Annotated in this window: 19 protein-coding genes; 13 read left to right on the top strand and 6 right to left on the bottom strand. The window is 72.1% G+C overall.

Translation table 11 applies throughout. From position 1 onward, the window contains the following. Positions 1-124: 124 nt before the first annotated feature. On the top strand, positions 125-982 hold the full coding sequence (locus ACFVQG_RS09240) for an ABC transporter ATP-binding protein (RefSeq protein WP_383378594.1): 858 nt from the start codon (positions 125-127) through the stop codon (positions 980-982). 18 nt (positions 983-1,000) lie between these two features. After that, positions 1,001-1,741, top strand: a complete 741-nt coding sequence (locus tag ACFVQG_RS09245; protein WP_383378596.1) for a hypothetical protein — start codon at positions 1,001-1,003, stop codon at positions 1,739-1,741. 377 nt (positions 1,742-2,118) lie between these two features. Here ACFVQG_RS09245 and ACFVQG_RS09250 read toward each other — a convergent pair whose 3' ends face one another. From ACFVQG_RS09250 to ACFVQG_RS09265, 4 genes are all read right to left on the bottom strand, one after another. Next, entirely contained in the window at positions 2,119-3,138 is a 1,020-nt protein-coding gene (locus tag ACFVQG_RS09250; RefSeq protein ID WP_383378598.1) for a hemolysin family protein, read from the bottom strand. Next, complete coding sequence (locus ACFVQG_RS09255) at positions 3,135-4,475, bottom strand: hemolysin family protein (RefSeq protein WP_383378600.1); 1,341 nt, start codon at positions 4,473-4,475, stop codon at positions 3,135-3,137. Before ACFVQG_RS09255 ends, ACFVQG_RS09250 begins: the two co-directional genes overlap by 4 nt. Before the next feature lie 141 nt (positions 4,476-4,616). Continuing rightward, a complete protein-coding gene (locus ACFVQG_RS09260) occupies positions 4,617-5,639 on the bottom strand; it encodes a hemolysin family protein (RefSeq protein ID WP_383378602.1) in 1,023 nt (340 codons plus the stop codon). Further along, positions 5,636-6,973: a hemolysin family protein gene (locus ACFVQG_RS09265; RefSeq protein WP_383378603.1), complete on the bottom strand. Its 1,338-nt coding sequence runs from the start codon at positions 6,971-6,973 to the stop codon at positions 5,636-5,638. Before ACFVQG_RS09265 ends, ACFVQG_RS09260 begins: the two co-directional genes overlap by 4 nt. Positions 6,974-7,385: 412 nt before the next feature. Between ACFVQG_RS09265 and ACFVQG_RS09270 the strand changes: the two genes are divergently transcribed. Then, complete coding sequence (locus tag ACFVQG_RS09270) at positions 7,386-8,327, top strand: sporulation protein (RefSeq protein WP_383378605.1); 942 nt, start codon at positions 7,386-7,388, stop codon at positions 8,325-8,327. A 171-nt stretch (positions 8,328-8,498) separates the two neighbouring features. Next, positions 8,499-8,954 carry a tellurite resistance TerB family protein gene (locus tag ACFVQG_RS09275; RefSeq protein WP_383378607.1) on the top strand — a complete coding sequence of 152 codons (456 nt, stop codon included), beginning with the start codon at positions 8,499-8,501 and terminating at the stop codon, positions 8,952-8,954. Positions 8,955-9,062: 108 nt separating this feature from the next. Here ACFVQG_RS09275 and ACFVQG_RS09280 read toward each other — a convergent pair whose 3' ends face one another. Together ACFVQG_RS09280 and ACFVQG_RS09285 are read right to left on the bottom strand one after the other, a co-directional pair. Then, positions 9,063-9,995, bottom strand: coding sequence for a M56 family metallopeptidase (locus tag ACFVQG_RS09280; protein WP_383378609.1), 933 nt, complete (start codon positions 9,993-9,995; stop codon positions 9,063-9,065). A 6-nt stretch (positions 9,996-10,001) separates the two neighbouring features. Continuing rightward, positions 10,002-10,388: a BlaI/MecI/CopY family transcriptional regulator gene (locus tag ACFVQG_RS09285; RefSeq protein WP_383378611.1), complete on the bottom strand. Its 387-nt coding sequence runs from the start codon at positions 10,386-10,388 to the stop codon at positions 10,002-10,004. 275 nt (positions 10,389-10,663) lie between these two features. Between ACFVQG_RS09285 and ACFVQG_RS09290 the strand changes: the two genes are divergently transcribed. The 9 genes from ACFVQG_RS09290 to ACFVQG_RS09330 all read left to right on the top strand — a co-directional run bounded on the left by ACFVQG_RS09290 (position 10,664) and on the right by ACFVQG_RS09330 (position 16,527). Then, complete coding sequence (locus ACFVQG_RS09290; RefSeq protein ID WP_383378613.1) at positions 10,664-11,239, top strand: TerD family protein; 576 nt, start codon at positions 10,664-10,666, stop codon at positions 11,237-11,239. A 200-nt stretch (positions 11,240-11,439) separates the two neighbouring features. After that, positions 11,440-11,688 (top strand): twin-arginine translocase TatA/TatE family subunit, encoded by a 249-nt coding sequence (locus ACFVQG_RS09295; protein ID WP_383378617.1) that lies wholly within the window; start codon positions 11,440-11,442, stop codon positions 11,686-11,688. Between the two features lie 274 nt (positions 11,689-11,962). Continuing rightward, positions 11,963-12,583, top strand: a complete 621-nt coding sequence (locus ACFVQG_RS09300; RefSeq protein ID WP_383378620.1) for a hypothetical protein — start codon at positions 11,963-11,965, stop codon at positions 12,581-12,583. 51 nt (positions 12,584-12,634) lie between these two features. Then, positions 12,635-12,814, top strand: a complete 180-nt coding sequence (locus tag ACFVQG_RS09305) for a hypothetical protein (protein WP_383378622.1) — start codon at positions 12,635-12,637, stop codon at positions 12,812-12,814. A gap of 150 nt (positions 12,815-12,964) precedes the next feature. Beyond that, positions 12,965-13,681, top strand: a complete 717-nt coding sequence (locus ACFVQG_RS09310; RefSeq protein ID WP_383378624.1) for a methyltransferase domain-containing protein — start codon at positions 12,965-12,967, stop codon at positions 13,679-13,681. 372 nt (positions 13,682-14,053) lie between these two features. Continuing rightward, complete coding sequence (locus tag ACFVQG_RS09315; RefSeq protein WP_383378626.1) at positions 14,054-14,566, top strand: hypothetical protein; 513 nt, start codon at positions 14,054-14,056, stop codon at positions 14,564-14,566. A gap of 17 nt (positions 14,567-14,583) precedes the next feature. After that, positions 14,584-14,988 carry a hypothetical protein gene (locus tag ACFVQG_RS09320; protein WP_383378627.1) on the top strand — a complete coding sequence of 135 codons (405 nt, stop codon included), beginning with the start codon at positions 14,584-14,586 and terminating at the stop codon, positions 14,986-14,988. A gap of 353 nt (positions 14,989-15,341) precedes the next feature. After that, positions 15,342-15,779, top strand: coding sequence for a DUF6153 family protein (locus tag ACFVQG_RS09325; RefSeq protein WP_383378629.1), 438 nt, complete (start codon positions 15,342-15,344; stop codon positions 15,777-15,779). Between the two features lie 112 nt (positions 15,780-15,891). Continuing rightward, complete coding sequence (locus tag ACFVQG_RS09330) at positions 15,892-16,527, top strand: DUF305 domain-containing protein (protein ID WP_383378631.1); 636 nt, start codon at positions 15,892-15,894, stop codon at positions 16,525-16,527. Positions 16,528-16,973 lie beyond the last annotated feature (446 nt).

Consider the following 16,973-nt stretch of genomic DNA (forward strand, 5'->3'; position numbering starts at 1 on the left):
GTCGGCCTCGCGCGGCAGCCGGACGTACCGCGGGCGCGGTAGCCGGGCCCGCGGTCACCGCGTCCGCGGTAGCCGCTCTTACCGTGCCGGTCCGACGACACGCGGCGCCGGGCTCGCGAGGGTGGTGTCGGCGCCCGATGCCGAGCGTCGCAGGCACGTTCCGGACACCCAGGAAGGGAAGACCTCCGATGTACGCGACCACTCCACCGACCCCCTGCCGACGGACGCCATGAGCGGCGGCATCACGATCGACGGACTGACCAAGCGCTATGGCGCGGTGACCGCGGTCGACGACCTGACCTTCGCTGTCGAGCCCGGGGTGGTGACCGGGTTCCTCGGCCCGAACGGGGCCGGGAAGACCACGACGCTGCGCATGCTCCTGGGCCTGGTGACGCCCACCGCGGGCCGCGCCCTGATCGACGGTCACCGATACGCCGAGCTGCCGGAGCCGAGGCGGGCCGTCGGCGCGGTCCTCGAGGCCACCGGCTTCCACCCCGGCCGGAGCGGCCGGGATCACCTGCGGATCCTCGCCCGGGCCGGGGGCGTCCCGGCCTCGCGGGTCGAGGAGGTGCTGGACCGGGTCGGCCTGGGCGGTTCCGGGCACCGGCGAGTGGGCGGTTACTCGCTCGGGATGCGTCAGCGGCTGGGGCTGGCCGCGGCCCTGCTCGGCGAACCGGGGGTGCTCGTCCTGGACGAGCCCGCCAACGGGCTGGACCCGGCTGGCGTAGCCGATCTGCGGGAGCTGCTGCGCGGGCTGGCGGAGGAAGGCCGCACGGTGCTGATGTCCAGCCATGTACTGAGCGAGGTGGCGCAGACCGTGGACCGCGTGGTCATCGTCGCCGGGGGCACGCTGCGCTACTCGGGACCACTGGCCGACCTGACCGCGAAGGGGGAGACGCTCGAAGCCGCGTTCCTCCGGCTGACGTCGGACCCGGACACCGACCCCGCGACCGGCGCCACGACGGCACCGGCCCACCGCTGAGCGCGAGGAACGAGCGACATGCACATCCTGATCCGCACCGAAGTGCTGAAGCTGCGCACCGTCCGCAGCCCGTGGCTCCTGCTGGCCGCGTCCCCCTTGCTGATGATCGCCGGTGTCAGCGGTCTGGTGGTCTCCAGCGACGAGGGGCTCGACACGGCCGCGCAGAGCGGCGCGCTGGCCCACGTCGGTGTGACCTCCGTCCTCACGCTGGTCTTCGGAATCCTCGCGGTCGCCGGGGAGTACCGGCACAGGACGATCACCGACACCTATCTGAGCACTCCCGCACGCAGCCGCGTCATCGGCGCGAAGCTCGTGGTCTACCCGGTCCTCGGCGCGGTGTCCGGTGTGCTGAGCGGCCTCGTCGGCCTCGGCGTCGCCGCCGCCTGGTGGGCGGACAAGGGCGTGGCCTTCCAGTGGTCGGACTCGTCGATGTGGGCCACGATCGGCGGCGGCATCGCCTGGAACGCGGCGTTCGCCGCGATCGGGGTGGGAGTCGGCGCCCTCGTCCGCGGTCTCGTCGGCGCGGTCGCCGTCGCGCTGGCGTGGGTCGCCCTGGTCGAGGGCATCGTCGGGCAGCTGATCGGCGACCTGGCCCGCTGGCTGCCGTTCAACGCCGGGCGGGCGCTCGGCGCCGGGGCCGAGGCCATGGGGACCGCGGACCTGCTGCCGCGCTGGGGCGGCGGGGCCGTCCTCGCCGTCTACACCCTCGTGTTCGCGGTGCTGGCGGTCACCACGAGTGTGCGTCGGGACGTGTCCTGACGCCTGCGGCTCGACTCCCGCGGCTTGCTTCCCGCGGCTTGCTTCCCCTGGCTTGCTTCCCGTGGCTTGGCTCCGGGGAAGCGATCGGACGCCGGGCGTGCCAGCCGCCGGACGTTCCGGACGCCGGGCGTTCCAGCCGCCGGACGTTCCAGCCGCCGCGGGGGCGATCCGGCGTCGACGCCACGGTTGGGCGGGGAGCGGCCACAGTCGCGCGATCGTCACACCTCCTGACCGAGGTCCGCGACGCCTTCTGCCCCGAGGCCGGTGCCGGTTCGGGTTCCAGCTCCGGCTCCGGCTCCAGCTCCAGCTCCAGCTCCAGCTCCAGCTCCAGCTCCGATGGTGCCAGCGACGCCCCGGGAGTCCGCCGCGTCCGGGGCTCACGCCCCCTGCGGGTGCAGCAGCCTCGCCAGCAGGTCATCCAGGGTGACCATGCCGGTGAGCCGTCCGGTGTCGTCGCGTACGACGGCGAGGGTGGCGCGGCGCTGGCGGAGCTGCTCGATGGCGTGGCCGACGGTGTCCCGTTCGGCCAGCTCCGGTACCGGGCGGGCGAGTTCGCGGGCGGTGGCGGAACGGCCACGCCCGCGGGCGATCAGGGCGTCGCGGGCGTGGACCGAACCGACGACCACCGGCCCGTCGCGCACCAGCAGGCGGCTGCGGTCGTACTCGGCCGCGGTGGCGAGTACGGCGTCGAGGTCGGCGTCGGCCGGTACGGAGGTGATCGCGGCGGCCGGGATCTGGAGGTCGCCCACCGGCGTCTGGGGTTCGGTGAGCGAGTTGGTGATCAGTTCGGAGTCGTCCTTGCTGATCAGGCCCAGCCGCTCGGACTCCTCGACGAGGTGGGTGAGCTGCTCGCGGTTGTGGACCGAGGCCAGTTCGTCGCGCGGGGTGACGCGGCACAGCCGTACCAGCATGTTGCTCACCCTGTTGAGCACCCAGATCAGCGGCCGTACGACCTTGACCACGGCCCGGAAGGGCGCGGACAGCAGCATCGCCGAGCGCTCGGGGTGGGCGATGGCCCATGACTTGGGGGCCATCTCGCCGACGACCATGTGCAGGAAGACGACGACGATCATCGCGACGGCGAACGCGATGCCGTAGCTGAGGGCGCTGGGCAGGCCCAGGTCGTGCAGCAGCGGGTCGAGTTCGTGGGAGATCGCGGGCTTGGACACCGAGCCCAGGCCCAGCGTGCACACGGTGATGCCGAGTTGGGCGCCCGCGAGCATCAGGGACAGTTCGCGCATGCCCGCGAGGGCCGCCTTGGCGCCGCGCTGCCCCTCGGCCGCGGCCCGCTCCATGCGGTGTCTCTTCGCGGCGACCAGCGCGAACTCGGCGGCGACGAAGAACCCGCTGCCGATCAGCAGCAGCACGGTGACAAAGAGCGCCATGGGAAAACTCATGCCTGCGCCTCCGCGTTCCCGGCCGCCAGCCGCTGGATCCGCACCCGCTCGGGCACGTGCCGGTCGAGGGAGCGGACGTCGATCAGCGCGCTGTCGCCGCCGGGCAGGGTGACGGTGAGGTGGTCCCCCACGGTCGGGAAGCGGCCGAGGCGGTCGACGATCAGACCGGCCACGGTGTCGTAGTCCTCCTCCTCGGGCAGGGCCACGCCGGTGGCCTCGGCGATCTCGTCCAGGCGGCGTCCGGCGTCCACCAGCCAGCCCTCGCCATCCCGGACGGCGATCTCGGTGACGGTGTCGGTCTCGTCGGCGATGTCACCGACCAGTTCCTCGGCGATGTCCTCGTAGGTGACGATCCCGGCCACGCCGCCGTGCTCGTCCAGCACCACGGCGAACTCGTCGCCGGTGGACCGCATCCGCTCCACGGCGTCCGGGAGGGACAGGGTGTCGGGCAGCAGGAGGGGACGCCGCGCGACCGCGCCCGCCGTCGTCGCGGACATGCGGTCCGCGGGCAGCCGCATCAGCTCGCGTACGCCGAGCACGCCGGTGACGTCGTCCGGGTGGTCGCCGAGGACGGGGTAGTTGGAGTGACCGTGCTCGCCGATGAGGGCGATGGCCTCGGCCGCGGTGGCCTCCCTGCGGACGAAGACCGCGTCGACGCGCGGGACCATCACCTCGTCCAGCGTCCGCTCGGAGAACTCCAGGGCGTGGTCCAGGAGGGCGGCGGTGTCCTTGGGCAGCTCGCCCTGCTCGTGGGACTCACCGATCAGATGGCCCAGCTCCTCCAGGGTGGCGCCGTGGTGCAGTTCCTCCACCGGCTCGATGCCGATCCGGCGCAGCAGCCGGTTGGCCGCGCCGTCGAAGACGTGCACGACGGGGCCGACGACCTTCAGGTACGCCAGAGTGGAGGCGGCCAGCGCCTTCGCCAGCCGCTCCGGCACCGCGATGGCCAGGTTCTTCGGAGCCAGCTCACCGAGCACCATCTGCACGACCGTGGCACCCGCGAAGGCCAGCACGACCGAGATGCCGCTGACGGCGGCGTCGGGGATGCCGACGCCGCCGAGCGCGGGCCGGAGCAGCGCGGACACCGAGGGCTCCGCGATGAAACCGACGACCAGACCGGTCACGGTGATGCCGAGCTGGGCACCCGACAGCATGAACGACAGCCGCTCCAGCACCTGCAGGGCGCGGGCGGCCCTGCGGTCACCCGCCTCCGCCTCCCGTGCCAGCGCGAGCCGGTCGGCGGAGACGTAGGCGAACTCCTGGGCGACGAAGTAACCGGTGCCCGCGGTCAGGACGAAGACGGCCAGCAGGCCGAGTAGCGCGTTCACGGTGCTCATCGAGCACCGTCCCGCCGGGTGCCGGTCTCGTGTCCGAGGGGGCTGTGCCCCGGGGGGTCCGTCGGTCTGGCGGACAAGCAGCCGCTCCTTTTTGTCACGGTATGTGGAGGGATAACGACGGGGAACGGAACGGTGTTCCCGTCACCCGGCGGCCGGAGCCGGACCGACCAGTTCGGACAGCACGTCCTCCATCGTCACGAAGCCGATCACCTTGCCGCTCCCGCCGAGCACGGCGGCCAGATGGCTGCCCTCGGCGCGCAGCGCGGTGAGGGTGTCGTCCAGCGGGGTGTCGATGTTCACCCGGGTGACCGGGTGCAGGGCGGTGGCGGGGAAGGGGCGGTCACGGTCGGGGACGCCGAGGGTGTCCTTGATGTGCAGGTAGCCGAGGAGGGCACCCTCGAGGCCGGTGACCGGGAAGCGGGAGAAGCCCGCCTCGGCTGCCACGCGTTCCAGTCGGGCCGGGGTGATGGTGTGGTCGACGGTGCGCATGTGCTGCGCGAGGACGAGGATCTCGCCGACCGGACGGGTGCCCAGTTCCAGCGCGTCGCGCAGTCGTTCGCCGTCGCCGGGCGACAGCAGCCCCGCCTCGCTCGCGTCCACGACCATGCGCGCCAGCTGGTCGTCGGTGAACACGGCCTCGACCTCGTCCTTCGGCTCGACGCGCAGCAGCTTCAGCAGCGTGTTGGCGAAGGCGTTGATGCCGAAGACGACGGGGCGCAGCGCGCGGGTGAGGGCCACCAGGGGCGGGCCGAGCAGCAGCGCGGTGGCCACCGGCGCGGCGAGCGCGATGTTCTTCGGGACCATCTCGCCGATCAGCATGTGCAGATACGTCGCCAGGGTGAGCGCGATGACGAACGCGATGGGGTGGATCAGGCCGTGCGGGATGTGGGCCGCCTCGAAGGCGGGCTCCAGCAGGTGCGCCATGGCCGGTTCGGCGACCGCGCCGAGGACGAGCGAGGAGAGGGTGATGCCGAGCTGGGCGGTCGCCATCATCGCGGAGAGGTGTTCCAGGCCCCACAGGGTCATCCGGGCCCGTGCGTCGCCCTCGCGGGCGCGGGGTTCGATCTGGCTGCGGCGCACCGAGATCAGCGCGAACTCGCCGCCGACGAAGAAGGCGTTGGTCAGCAGCGTCAGGGCGCCGACGAGCAGTTGGACGACGGTCATCGGGCCACCTCGGGCTGCTCCTCGGCGTCGGCGGGGTCGGGGGCCGTGATGCGGACCCGTTCCGCGCGGTGGTGCTCGACCTCCACCACCTCCAGCCGCCAGCCGCCGACGTCGACGGTGTCGCCCTGGGCGGGGATGCGGGCGAGGCGGGTGGCGACCAGACCGGCCGCGGTCTCGTACGGCCCGTCGGGCGCCGTGAGTCCTATGGCGGCCAGTTCGTCCAGGCGTACGCTCCCGTCCGCCTCCCAGACCTCGCGCCCGTCCTCGGTACGCGGAGCGGACAGCAGGTCGGGGACCTCGACGGGATCGTGCTCGTCGCGGACCTCGCCGACGACCTCCTCCACGATGTCCTCCATGGTGGCCACGCCCGCCGTACCGCCGTACTCGTCGATGACGACGGCCATGGTGCGGTGCGCGCGCAGCCGTTCCAGCAGCCGGTCGGCGGTGAGGCTCTCGGGGACGAGGAGGGGCTCGGTGGCCAGGTCGGTGACGGGTGTGACGGCCCGCTTCTGCGGGTCCAGGGCGAGTACGTCGCGGATGTGGACGGTGCCGATGACCTCGTCCAGGCTGTCGCGGTAGACCGGGAAGCGGGACAGCCCGGTCGCGTACGTCAGGTTCGCCGCGTCGGCCGCCGTGGCGTGGGCCTCCAGGGCCCGGACGTCGACGCGCGGGGTCATCACGTTCTCGGCGGTCAGCTCGCCCAGGTGCAGGGTGCGCACGAACAGTTCGGCGGAGTCCGCTTCCAGGGCGCCCTCGGCGGCCGAGTGCTGGGCGAGGGCGACCAGTTCCTCGGGGCTGCGGGCGGAGGCCAGTTCCTCGGCGGGCTCCAGGCCGAAGCGGCGTACGAAACGGTTCGCGGTGTTGTTCAGGTGGCGGATGAACGGGCCGAAGGCGGCGGTGAAACCGCGCTGCGGGCCCGCCACCACCTTGGCGACCGCCAGCGGGCGGGAGATCGCCCAGTTCTTCGGCACCAGCTCGCCCACCACCATCAGGACGACGGTGGACACCGCCACGCCCAGCACGGTCGCCACCGGCGGGGCGGCGCCGCCCAGGCCCACGGCCTCCAGCGGCCCGCGCAGCAGCGCGGCCAGCGACGGCTCGGCGAGCATGCCGATCACCAGCGAGGTGACCGTGATGCCGAGCTGGGCGCCGGAGAGCTGGAGGGTCAGCCGTCGTACGGCCGTCAGCGCGCCGTCGGCGCCGCGCTCGCCCGCCTCGACGGCACGCTCCAGCTCACCGCGCTCGACGGTGGTCAGCGAGAACTCGGCCGCGACGAACACCGCACAGGCCAGGGTGAGGAGCAGGGCAAGCAGGAGCAGCAGGATCTCGGTCACCGCGCCACCCCCGCTCCCTCGGTCGCACAGGGCTGGCGGGACGCGGCACGGCTGGTACTGGGAGGCTCACCCATCGGGGGAACGTCGCTCCTTCTCGAAACGCGCGAAGCATGCGTGAGGACAGTGATGGGAAGCAGGATCGCCTGCCTCTACACCAACTGTAAAGGAACCGGAAAACACGTCGTCCGCCCCCGCCCCACGCCGGGGCGTGGCCGACACCGCACCCCTCCCCGGCCCGACAGCCCTATGCTTCTACGCGTATGTAGAAGGCTTGCGCCTCACGAACGACACGCACGTACGCGCGCACGCACGTACGCGCGCATGGGCGTATGGGCGCATTGACGCACGGACGCACGGACGCACGGACGCACGGACGCACGGACGCATAAGGACATAAGGAGCGGACGCCACGATGGTGTTCAAACGACTGCTCGGCTCACTCGGTGTGGGCGGGCCCACGCTGGACACGGTCCTCGACCCGGGCGCGGCCCGGCCCGGCCATCTCCTGTCCGGGCAGGTTCACCTCAAGGGTGGGGACGCCGACTTCGACATCGAGCACATCTCCCTGGAACTGGTGGCGCGGGTCGAGGCCGAGCACGAGGGCGGTGAGAGCGAGGGCGTGGTCGTCTTCGACCGGTTCGCCGTCGGCGGCGGCTTCCGTCTCGCCGCGGGCGAGCCGCGCAGCGTTCCGTTCGCCGTGACGCTGCCGTGGGAGACGCCGGTCACCGAGTTGTACGGGCAGGACCTCGGCATCGCCCTCGGGGTGCGCACCGAGCTGGCGGTCGCCGGGGCGAAGGACAAGGGCGACCTGGACCGGCTGAGCATCGCCCCGCTGCCCGCGCAGGAGGCGATCCTCGAAGCCCTCGGCCAGCTGGGGTTCGGCTTCAGGTCCGCCGACCTGGAGTACGGGCGCATCGGTGGCACCGGCCAGCGGCTGCCCTTCTACCAGGAACTCGAACTGACCCCGGCGCCGCAGTACGCGGGGCAGGTCAACGAGATCGAGGTGACCTTCCTGGCCAACCCGGGTGGCGTGGAGGTCGTCCTGGAGGCGGACAAGCGCGCCGGGCTGCTCTCCTCCGGCCACGACGCGCTGACCCGGTTCACCGTCTCCCACGAGGGCGTCGAGCACCAGGACTGGAACAGCGTCGTCGACGGCTGGCTCCGCCAGTTGGTGGAGCACCGGGCCGCGTACGGCTCCCACGACGGCCACCGCACCGGCCCCGGCATGGGCACCGTCGTCGCCGCGGGCGCCGCCGGGCTCGCGGTCGGTGTCGTCGGCGGCATGGTCGCGGCGGAGGTCGTCGACGAGGTCGGTGACTTCTTCGAGGGCGAGGAGGAGGAAGAGGAGGGCTGACGGCCGACCGGGGGGGGCGGCGAGCCCTCCGAGCCGCCTTCCGGACGAACCCCGGAGGGCGACCGGAACTTGTCCGGCCAGTTGCCCGTTTCTACATTGGTGTAGAAACTCAGGGGTCAACGGGCCGTCGCCGGGACGGGCCGCACCCCCGACCGACCGTATGGAGTTCTCATGGCCCTGTGGGACCGCATCAAGGAGTCCGCGTCGACGATGCAGACCCAGCTCGTGGCGAAGAAGAACGACCTCAAGAGCGGAGCCTTCCGGGACGCGAGCATGGCCATGTGCGCCCTGGTCGCCGCCGCCGACGGCACCATCGACCCCGCCGAGCGGCGGCGCGTGGCCCAGCTCATCGCCACCAACGAGGTGCTGCAGAACTTCGACGCCGCCGACCTGCGACGGCGCTTCGAGGACAACCTCGACAAGCTCACCGCGGACTTCGACTTCGGCAAGGTGAGCGTCATGCAGGAGATCGCCAAGGCGAAGAAGAAGCCCGCCGAAGCGCGTGCCGTCATCCAGATCGGCATCGTCATCGGCGGCGCCGACGGCGACTTCGACAAGACCGAGCAGGCCGTGGTGCGCGAAGCCTGCTTCACCCTCGACCTGCCGCCGCACGAGTTCGACCTCTGACCGACCGGGGACCCGGTGCGCCGGGCCTGACTGACGCAGGGGCGGCCCGGCACACCGACCAGGGGCCCCGTGGGGGCCGGACGCCCGTCCGTCCGCGGCGCCGCCTGGTCACAAGGGCGTGGCGGCGTACAGGATGAAGAACATGGTCACGGCGGAGTTCGCCGACGACATCGCCGAGACGGCCGTGCCCACGGCCGCGCCCCACGCCGCCAGGCCCACGCTCGTGAACAGCGAGGGCCAACGCCGGACGGCGGGCGCCGGACCGAGCAGCGCCGCGACCCGCCGCGGCACCGGTCCCGCGGCGGCGAACCCCAGCAGCGTGGGCGCCGGGGTACCGCGGGACACCAGCGCCGCCTTGCCGATCGCGCGCGCCACGGCCCGACGACTGCCCACCGTCTGCGCCGCCTCCTCGTCCGCCCAGCGCTCCGCCGAGTACGACACCGCCGTACACAGCGGACGCAGGAACGGGTTCGCGCGCGCCGCGAGTCGCACGGTGAGCAGGAAGCGGTGGTGCCGGGCGGACAGATGAGCGCGCTCGTGGGCGAACAGCGCCCGGCGTTCGGCCGGTTCGAGACATTCCAGCAGCGCCGTGGTCACGACGACCCGGTCCCGGCGACCGCCGGGCAGCGCGTACGCGTAAGGGACTCCGTCCGGCAGTACGACCACCTCGGTGCCCGGCAGCCCGGTCAGCGCCCGGTGGGCACGGCGGCGCACCCGGCCGTGCCGCCACAGCGTCCGGCCGCAGGCGGCCAGCACGGCGACGAGCGCGGGGATGGCGGCCTTCCCGGCCACCTCGTCGTACGGCACCGCCGCCCGCACCTCGGGGTCGGACCAGCCGTCGGGCAGCGGATTGCCGGGGAGTTGGGCGGTGCCGACCACCATGACCAGCGCCAGGCACACCGTGCTGCACGTCGCCATCACGGCCGCCACCCAGGTCAGCAGCCGGGTCGCGGCACGCGGATGCAGGTGCTGCTCGGCCAGCCGCGCGATCGGCCACGCCGTGAGCGGCAGGACCAGCGGCAGAAAGACGAAGACCCCCATGAGCCGTCAGTCTTCCCCTTCGCCCCGGGTCCGACGCAGCAGTTCCCGCAGCAGACGTTCGTCGTCCGGGCCGAGACCGGTCACGAAGCTGGCCAGCACCGCCTGCCGGTCGCTCTCCGCGTCCAGCACCTTGCGCATCTTGTGCGCCGCGAGGCCCGCCTCGTCCGACGCCGACGTCCACACGAAGGACCGGCCGACGCGCTCGCGGGTGACCGCGCCCTTGGCCAGCAGCCGGGTGAGGATCGTGATCACCGTCGTGTAGGCCAGGTCGCCGCCGAGCCGCTCCTGCACCCAGCCAGCCGTCGCCGACTCGTCCGCCTCCCGCAGCACCGACAGGACCAGCGCCTCCAGCTCGCCCTGCCCCCGCCGCCGGGACTGCCGCTGATCCGTCACGCCCTGACTCCCTTCCGCCGCCGGGTTCCCGACCGGACATCGTATAGACGCCCGCGGGCCGCCACCCGCACCGCTGACCACGAGCGCAGCGGCTAGGGAACCGTAGAGGACAGGGTGCCGGGATGCGCACTTCCCTGCCACTCCCCCAGCGAAGGCAGGACACCCTCTTCTACAGTGCTGTAGATTCACGACGGGGTCCCTACCGGTCCTGACCCACCATCGGGCACATCGACATCGGGCACATCGACATCGGGCACATCGAGAAGGAGCACGCAGTGGGAGTTTCGCTGGCCAAGGGCGGCAACGTCTCGCTCAGCAAGGAGGCTCCGGGCCTGACCGCCGTGGTGGTCGGTCTGGGCTGGGACGTCCGCACCACCACCGGCGCCGACTACGACCTCGACGCCTCCGCCCTTCTGCTCGACACCTCCGGCAAGGTCCTGTCGGACCGGCACTTCGTCTTCTACAACAACCTCACCAGCCCGGACGGCTCGGTCGAGCACACCGGCGACAACCTCACCGGCGAGGGCGAGGGAGACGACGAGGCGATCAAGGTCGACCTCGCCGCCGTTCCCATCGAGGTCGACCGCATCGTCTTCCCGGTCTCCATCCACGACGCCGAGAACCGCGGCCAGAGCTTCGGACAGGTCCGCAACGCCTTCATCCGCATCGTCAACCAGGCGGGCGGTGCGGAGATCGCCCGGTACGACCTGTCCGAGGACGCCTCGACCGAGACGGCCATGGTGTTCGGCGAGCTGTACCGCCACGGCGCCGAGTGGAAGTTCCGCGCGGTCGGGCAGGGCTATGCCTCCGGACTGTCCGGAATCGCCGCCGACTTCGGCGTCAACGTCTGACCGACCAGGGGGACCGCGTCTCCGGGGCCGCGCCCCAAAGGCCGGGTCCAGCCGTCCCGCACCCGCCCCGCCGAAGGCCCGACCCGTCAGGAGACCGCGCGGCTGGCCTGGCGACAGGCCCCGCTGGCCCACGGCATGTTGCCCTACCCGCGCTCCGACGGCCGCCCGCCGTACACCGACTGACCAAGGACAGGATCCGTATGTTCGGACTGAGCGAACTCGCCGTCATCCTCATCATCGTGGCAGCCGTCCTCGCCGCCAGGAAACTCCCCGACCTGGCCCGCTCCGCGGGCAAGTCGGCCCGCATCCTCAAGGCCGAGGCCCGTGCCAGGAGCGACGAGGAGACCACCGGGAGCCCCCGGCCCCGGGTCGTGCGGGGCGAGGCCGCCCCCGGCCCCGCCCCGCACGACCGGACGGCCGTACGCCCCGAGGACCACCCCAGGCCGTAGCGGCACGAGCACGCGCCCGACCTCCCCGGACCCGTGCGGTCACGGTCGCAGCGGACGATCCGCCTCCTGAGGCTCCGCCCTCCGACCCTCCCGGGTGGTGCCCGATGATGGGCGGACCATGGCGGGTCCGGGGGGGGCGACGCCCCCGAGGGACGGGGGTGATCGCAGCCGGGAGAGATCCATGGCGTGGACTGGCGACGCGACCCATCCCACCCTTCAGGAATGCCGCATTCCTACCGAGACCCGGCCGCGCCTGGGCCATGATGGTCCCGCTATGTCGGCCTTCCGCGCACTCGACCGCCGCCGTCCGGCCCAGCGCCCTCGTGCGAAGGGCGCCGTCGGCCGTGCGATCGTCCTTGCGCTGGCGGGCACCGCGCTCGCCGCCGGGCTGCGCCACGCGACGACGGACTCCGCGGTCTCCTGGCCCGCTCTGCTCGTGGCGGCGGCGGTCCTCGCCGTATGCGCCTACCCGGCCATGCGCTCCGAGGCCCCACGCGTCGGCGTCCTCGTCGTCACCGCCGTACAGGCGCTGCTGCCCGGCTGGCTGGAGCTGACCAGTACGGGCATCCCCGCGGCGCGACTGGACGACCACCCGCGGCTCCCGGCCGCCTGGCACCACAACCCCCTGGCCATGGCCGCGTTGCACTTCCTCGCCGGTCTCGCCCTCGTCCTCCTCCTTCGCGGTACGGCCAACGTGCCCGCCGGACTGGCGCATTCGGCGGCCAGCACCGCACGCCGCTGGTGGACGCGCCTGCTGTACGCCATCGGTCTTGTGCTGCGCCACACAAACGAGCCCCTGCCGCGGCCCGGACCGGCGCCCCGGTCGGCCGTCACCCTGCCGAGACCGCGCTCGCTCGCGGCCCTGCTGCACCGCGTGCAGCCCTGCGCCCCGTAACGCCCGGGCACTCCACCGCGCCATGTCATCACGCACGCCCCTGACTTCGGCGTGCCTCCACGACACATCGCCGCCCTCGCCGGACTGATCGCCCTGGTGCTGCTCGCCGTCCGGCTGTGGCCGGGGCGCCGACCCGCACAGGCCGAGCAGCCGCAGGAGGCGGGAGAGGAAGAGGGAGAAGGAGAGGGAGAGGGAGAGGGGCGTACCCCGCCCGACAAGACCGACGCCTGACCACGTCGGCCTTCCGCGCGAGCGGAACTCCATCAGCCGCTCGGAGGGCTTCCGCTTCGGACACCGAGAGTGGCGACGATCCAGGTGGTTCGCCCGACGGGGGCGGCCAAGAGGGGAACACACGTGTTGAAGTCAGGGGTCAAGCGGCTCTTGGGACGTGCCGGGTTCGACATCGTCCGCAGCACCCACAACCGGGGCGGAGTGGACGACTTCCTCCCTTTCGAGGCAACGATGCGGGCCGCACGGGCGGCCGGTCTGTCGGTCGGTGACTACATCGACGAGGTCATGAACGGCACGCCCGGCGCCACCCAGTCCACCATCGACGCACTACGCGCCCGCGGCGTCTTCGCCGCCGGTCCGAAGACCGTGCTCGAGATCGGACCCGGTTCCGGACGGTACCTGGAGAAGACGCTGAAGGAGTGCTCACCGGGACGCTACGAGATCTACGAGACGGCCGCGCCCTGGGCCGACTACCTGGTGGACACGTTCAGCGTGGTCGCCCAGCCGACCGCGGGATGCAGTCTCGCCTCGACACCTGACCGCAGCGTCGACCTCGTCCAGGCCCACAAGGTCTTCAACACCCTGACCTTCCTCCACGCCTCCCGCTACTTCTTCGAGATGGCACGGGTCATACGACCCGGTGGCCGCATCGTCTTCGACGTCATGACGGAGACCTGCCTGGACCCGGCCACGATGCGCGTCTGGGCGACGAAGGGCGGCGCGGGCCACGACTCCTACCCGACCGCCATGCCGCGCCGGGCCTGCGTGGACCTCTTCACCACCCTCGGCTGCCACCTGGAAGCCAGCTTCCTGGCACCCCTGGGCGTCGCCTCCACCGAGGTGCTCGTCTTCTCGAAGGGGTCCTGACCTCACACCGACGACGAAGGCTTCCGAGCCCCCGAAGCCCCCGGCCTCGACGTCGTCCCGCGCGGCCTGTCCATGACCGGCGACGACACCCACACCATGACCGTCGCCGACCCAGCGCTCCGCTCGGGGCCGGAGCCCTGGGGGTGGCGGTCGGCCTGGTGGGCTGGTCGGTGGGCTGGTCGGTGGGCTGACCCGCCGCGCAGCCCGCGCGCCACAGCGATACCGGCCGCATCATGGTTTCGGGCGGCCCTGCCCGCGCGTCGACAGGGCCCTTCAAGGTCACGACGTGGACCGTTCGGCCTTTCCACAGCCGTTCCACCGTCCTGCCCTCCGCCCACACAGACACACAGGACACGCACAGGGAGGTGGGTGATGAGCTTCACGGACCGCGAACTGTGGGGGCTGATCCACGGCATGGTCCTCGGCGCGGTGTTCCTGCTGGCCTTCGCCGGCGGGCTGGCCGACCTCTACGGGCTCAGGACGGCGCTGGTCACCGGCACCGGTGTCGTCGAGCGCATGCGGCGGCTGAGGATCGGGGTCACGGCGATGGCGGTGGCCGCCTGGGGGACCGTGATCACCGGTACCTGGGTGGTCTACCCGTGGTACCGGGAGAAGGTGCCGGACAGCCCCAGGTCGCAGCTGCTGGCCGATCCGGACACCGCCGACTGGCACAAGTTCGGCATGGAGTGGAAGGAGCACATCGCCTGGATCAGCCCGATCCTGGCCACCGTGGTCGCCTTCATCGTCCTCTACTACGGCAACACCCTCATCCGCCACAACCGAGTACGGCGCACCACGATGCTCCTGTTCGTGCTCGCCTTCGCCTTCGCCGCGATCGCCGGGGCGTTCGGCGCCCTCATCACCAAAGTCGCACCGGTCGAGTGAGCAGGGGAGTGATCGAGATGACCCACAACGAGGACCGCGCGCAACACGCCGACCAGCCACTGCCACCGGCCCCGGTGGAAGAGGACAAGGGCACGGCGGACGTCGACCGGCCCGAGGGACCGATCTCCGCCGCCATCATCGCCGCCGGTGTCGGCGCCGCGGCCCTGGGCCTGTTCACGACCCTGGCCGAAGCCAGCACCGGCGTGGCCGAGTGGATGCAGTGGAACGACCGGGTCGGCCCGCTGTCCGGCAAGACCCTCATGGCGGTGATCGTCTGGCTGGTCTCCTGGGCGATCCTGCACCTGGCCCTGAGGAACAAGCCCCGGGAGACCGGACGTGCGCTCACGGTGGCCCTGGTCCTGATCGGCCTCGGGGTCCTCGGCACCTTCCCGACGTTCTTCCAACTCTTCGCACCCGAGTAGCCGGGCCCGGCTCGGATCATCGACTTACGCCGTCACGAGTCGGCGTCGCGCCGGGCGGCCACTGCCCGGCGGCGGTGCTACGGGGCGTCCTTGCCCAGGGCTCCCGGGCCAGCTCGGTCAGCGCCCTGCGGTCCTCGGCCAGCGCTTCCCCGTCGGCCTCCGTCCGCACCCCGGCCCACCCGCACGCCGCCGTCCACGGCAGTGACGAAACCGATACCGGCCTTCGACTCCGCGGGTCCCGGGGAGTCGCCGGGCGTGGGCGGACCGGGCAGGGGCACGTGGCTGGTGCGGACGCGTTGCCTGTCCGGGCGAAAAGGCCCGCCTGTCCGCGCGGACGGCCGGGCTTCCGTAGCATGAGAGCTGTGAAAGCCCGTGCACAGCTCCGTCCTGCGCCATCGCCCCTGACGCGGTGGCCCAGACTGCTGGTGCTCGGGTTGCTGGCCGGACTGTTCGGCATGCACGGCCTCACTCCAGGCGTCGCGGCCACCGTCACCGGCCATCACTCCCCTGCCGGACATCACGCCTCCGCCGCCGCGCATGCGGACATGGCGGGCTTGATGAACACCGAGTCCGTCTGCCATGGCGACAGCGACGGCAGCGGGCACGCACGGCATGCCGACGCGACATGTTCTTCCGGCGCCATCGGCGCGAGCCCGTCCCTCCCCGCGCTGCTGCCCGACCCGGCCGGTCAGGCGGCGTCGCCGGTCGGCGGCCACCGGTCCACGGCGACCGAGCCCGAAGGTGGTCGGTCGCCCCCTTCGCTCGCCGAGCTGCAGCTCCTGCGGATCTAGGACAAGGTCAGCCGTATCGGACACTGCCGCGTTGGCGCGGCCAGCGGTCTTACGGCCCTCAGCCATGTCCCGCGCCCTGGCGCACCCTCATTCAGTCCACAGGAGTTCCCGCATGACCAGCACCCGTTCCCTCGCCCGTCGCGTCGGCCTCGTCGCCACGGCAGTGACCGCTGCCCTCGTCCTCGCCGCCTGCGGCAGCGACAACGGCTCTGACCCCGGCTCCGGCGCACGGACGACGTCGGCCTCGGCGAGCGCCGAGGACACCGCCGGTGCCCACAACGACCAGGACGTCTCCTTCGCTCAGGAGATGATCCCCCACCACCAGCAGGCCATCCAGATGGCGAAGATGGCCTCGACGCAGGCTTCTTCCGCCGAGGTCAAGGACCTGGCCTCCCGCATCGAGAAGGCCCAGGACCCGGAGATCGAGACGATGTCCGGGTGGCTGGAGTCCTGGGGCGAGGACGTGCCCTCGTCCATGCCGGGCATGGACCACGGCGGCCATGACGCCTCCGGCATGCCCGGGATGATGGACACCGAGGACATGGACGAGCTGATGGGGGCGTCCGGCAAGGACTTCGACACGATGTTCCTGACGATGATGGTCGAGCATCACGAGGGCGCCGTGGAGATGGCCACCACCGAGAAGGACAAGGGCCAGTACGGCCCCGCCAAGAAGCTGGCCGACGACATCATCGCGGCGCAGACCGCCGAGATCGAGGAGATGAACAAGCTCCTCGGCAAGAGCTGACAGCAACCCCGCATCGACACATCGGGCTAGGGGCTGCCTCGCGCAGCCCCTGGGTGTGCTGTCCGGACAGCACACCTAGCCCCCTCCTGGCGTGTCCGGCGCCCACCACTGAGCCCGCTCCTCCCACCCCGCATGGAGAGATCCTTCTCGTGACGGTTCACTCCCGTTCGGTCGCCGCGGTCGCCACGGCTGGCCAGCACGGGATCCGGGTCCTTCGGGCTGACGGCGATGTCCAGGGCGGCCAGTTCGGCACGGGTGTCCCAGGTCGTGCGGTCGGTGCTGACCCGCAGGACGCCGCGGGTGCTACCTGGACGAAGGCGGGCACCGTCCCGGGCGGACAGCCGCAGGCCCTGACCGCAGTCGACGGCAGGCACGTCCTGGCTGCCACCCGGGACGGTGTCTACGATTCCCGCGACGGCGGCAGGACGTTCACCGAACGCCTGTCC

Origin of the sequence: Streptomyces sp. NPDC057877, from assembly GCF_042796855.1 — a bacterium.
GTDB lineage: Bacteria > Actinomycetota > Actinomycetes > Streptomycetales > Streptomycetaceae > Streptomyces.

Excerpts from the sequence above, each read along its gene's own strand:
- ACFVQG_RS09280 (WP_383378609.1), bottom strand. The coding sequence starts at position 9,995 with ATGGGGGTCTTCGTCTTTCTGCCGCTGGTCCTGCCGCTCACGGCGTGG.
- ACFVQG_RS09275 (WP_383378607.1), top strand. The coding sequence starts at position 8,499 with ATGGCCCTGTGGGACCGCATCAAGGAGTCCGCGTCGACGATGCAGACC.
- ACFVQG_RS09250 (WP_383378598.1), bottom strand. The coding sequence starts at position 3,138 with ATGAGTTTTCCCATGGCGCTCTTTGTCACCGTGCTGCTGCTGATCGGC.
- ACFVQG_RS09260 (WP_383378602.1), bottom strand. The coding sequence starts at position 5,639 with ATGACCGTCGTCCAACTGCTCGTCGGCGCCCTGACGCTGCTGACCAAC.
- ACFVQG_RS09315 (WP_383378626.1), top strand. The coding sequence starts at position 14,054 with ATGAGCTTCACGGACCGCGAACTGTGGGGGCTGATCCACGGCATGGTC.
- ACFVQG_RS09270 (WP_383378605.1), top strand. The coding sequence starts at position 7,386 with ATGGTGTTCAAACGACTGCTCGGCTCACTCGGTGTGGGCGGGCCCACG.
- ACFVQG_RS09325 (WP_383378629.1), top strand. The coding sequence starts at position 15,342 with ATGAGAGCTGTGAAAGCCCGTGCACAGCTCCGTCCTGCGCCATCGCCC.
- ACFVQG_RS09245 (WP_383378596.1), top strand. The coding sequence starts at position 1,001 with ATGCACATCCTGATCCGCACCGAAGTGCTGAAGCTGCGCACCGTCCGC.
- ACFVQG_RS09320 (WP_383378627.1), top strand. The coding sequence starts at position 14,584 with ATGACCCACAACGAGGACCGCGCGCAACACGCCGACCAGCCACTGCCA.
- ACFVQG_RS09300 (WP_383378620.1), top strand. The coding sequence starts at position 11,963 with ATGTCGGCCTTCCGCGCACTCGACCGCCGCCGTCCGGCCCAGCGCCCT.
- ACFVQG_RS09295 (WP_383378617.1), top strand. The coding sequence starts at position 11,440 with ATGTTCGGACTGAGCGAACTCGCCGTCATCCTCATCATCGTGGCAGCC.
- ACFVQG_RS09255 (WP_383378600.1), bottom strand. The coding sequence starts at position 4,475 with ATGAGCACCGTGAACGCGCTACTCGGCCTGCTGGCCGTCTTCGTCCTG.
- ACFVQG_RS09330 (WP_383378631.1), top strand. The coding sequence starts at position 15,892 with ATGACCAGCACCCGTTCCCTCGCCCGTCGCGTCGGCCTCGTCGCCACG.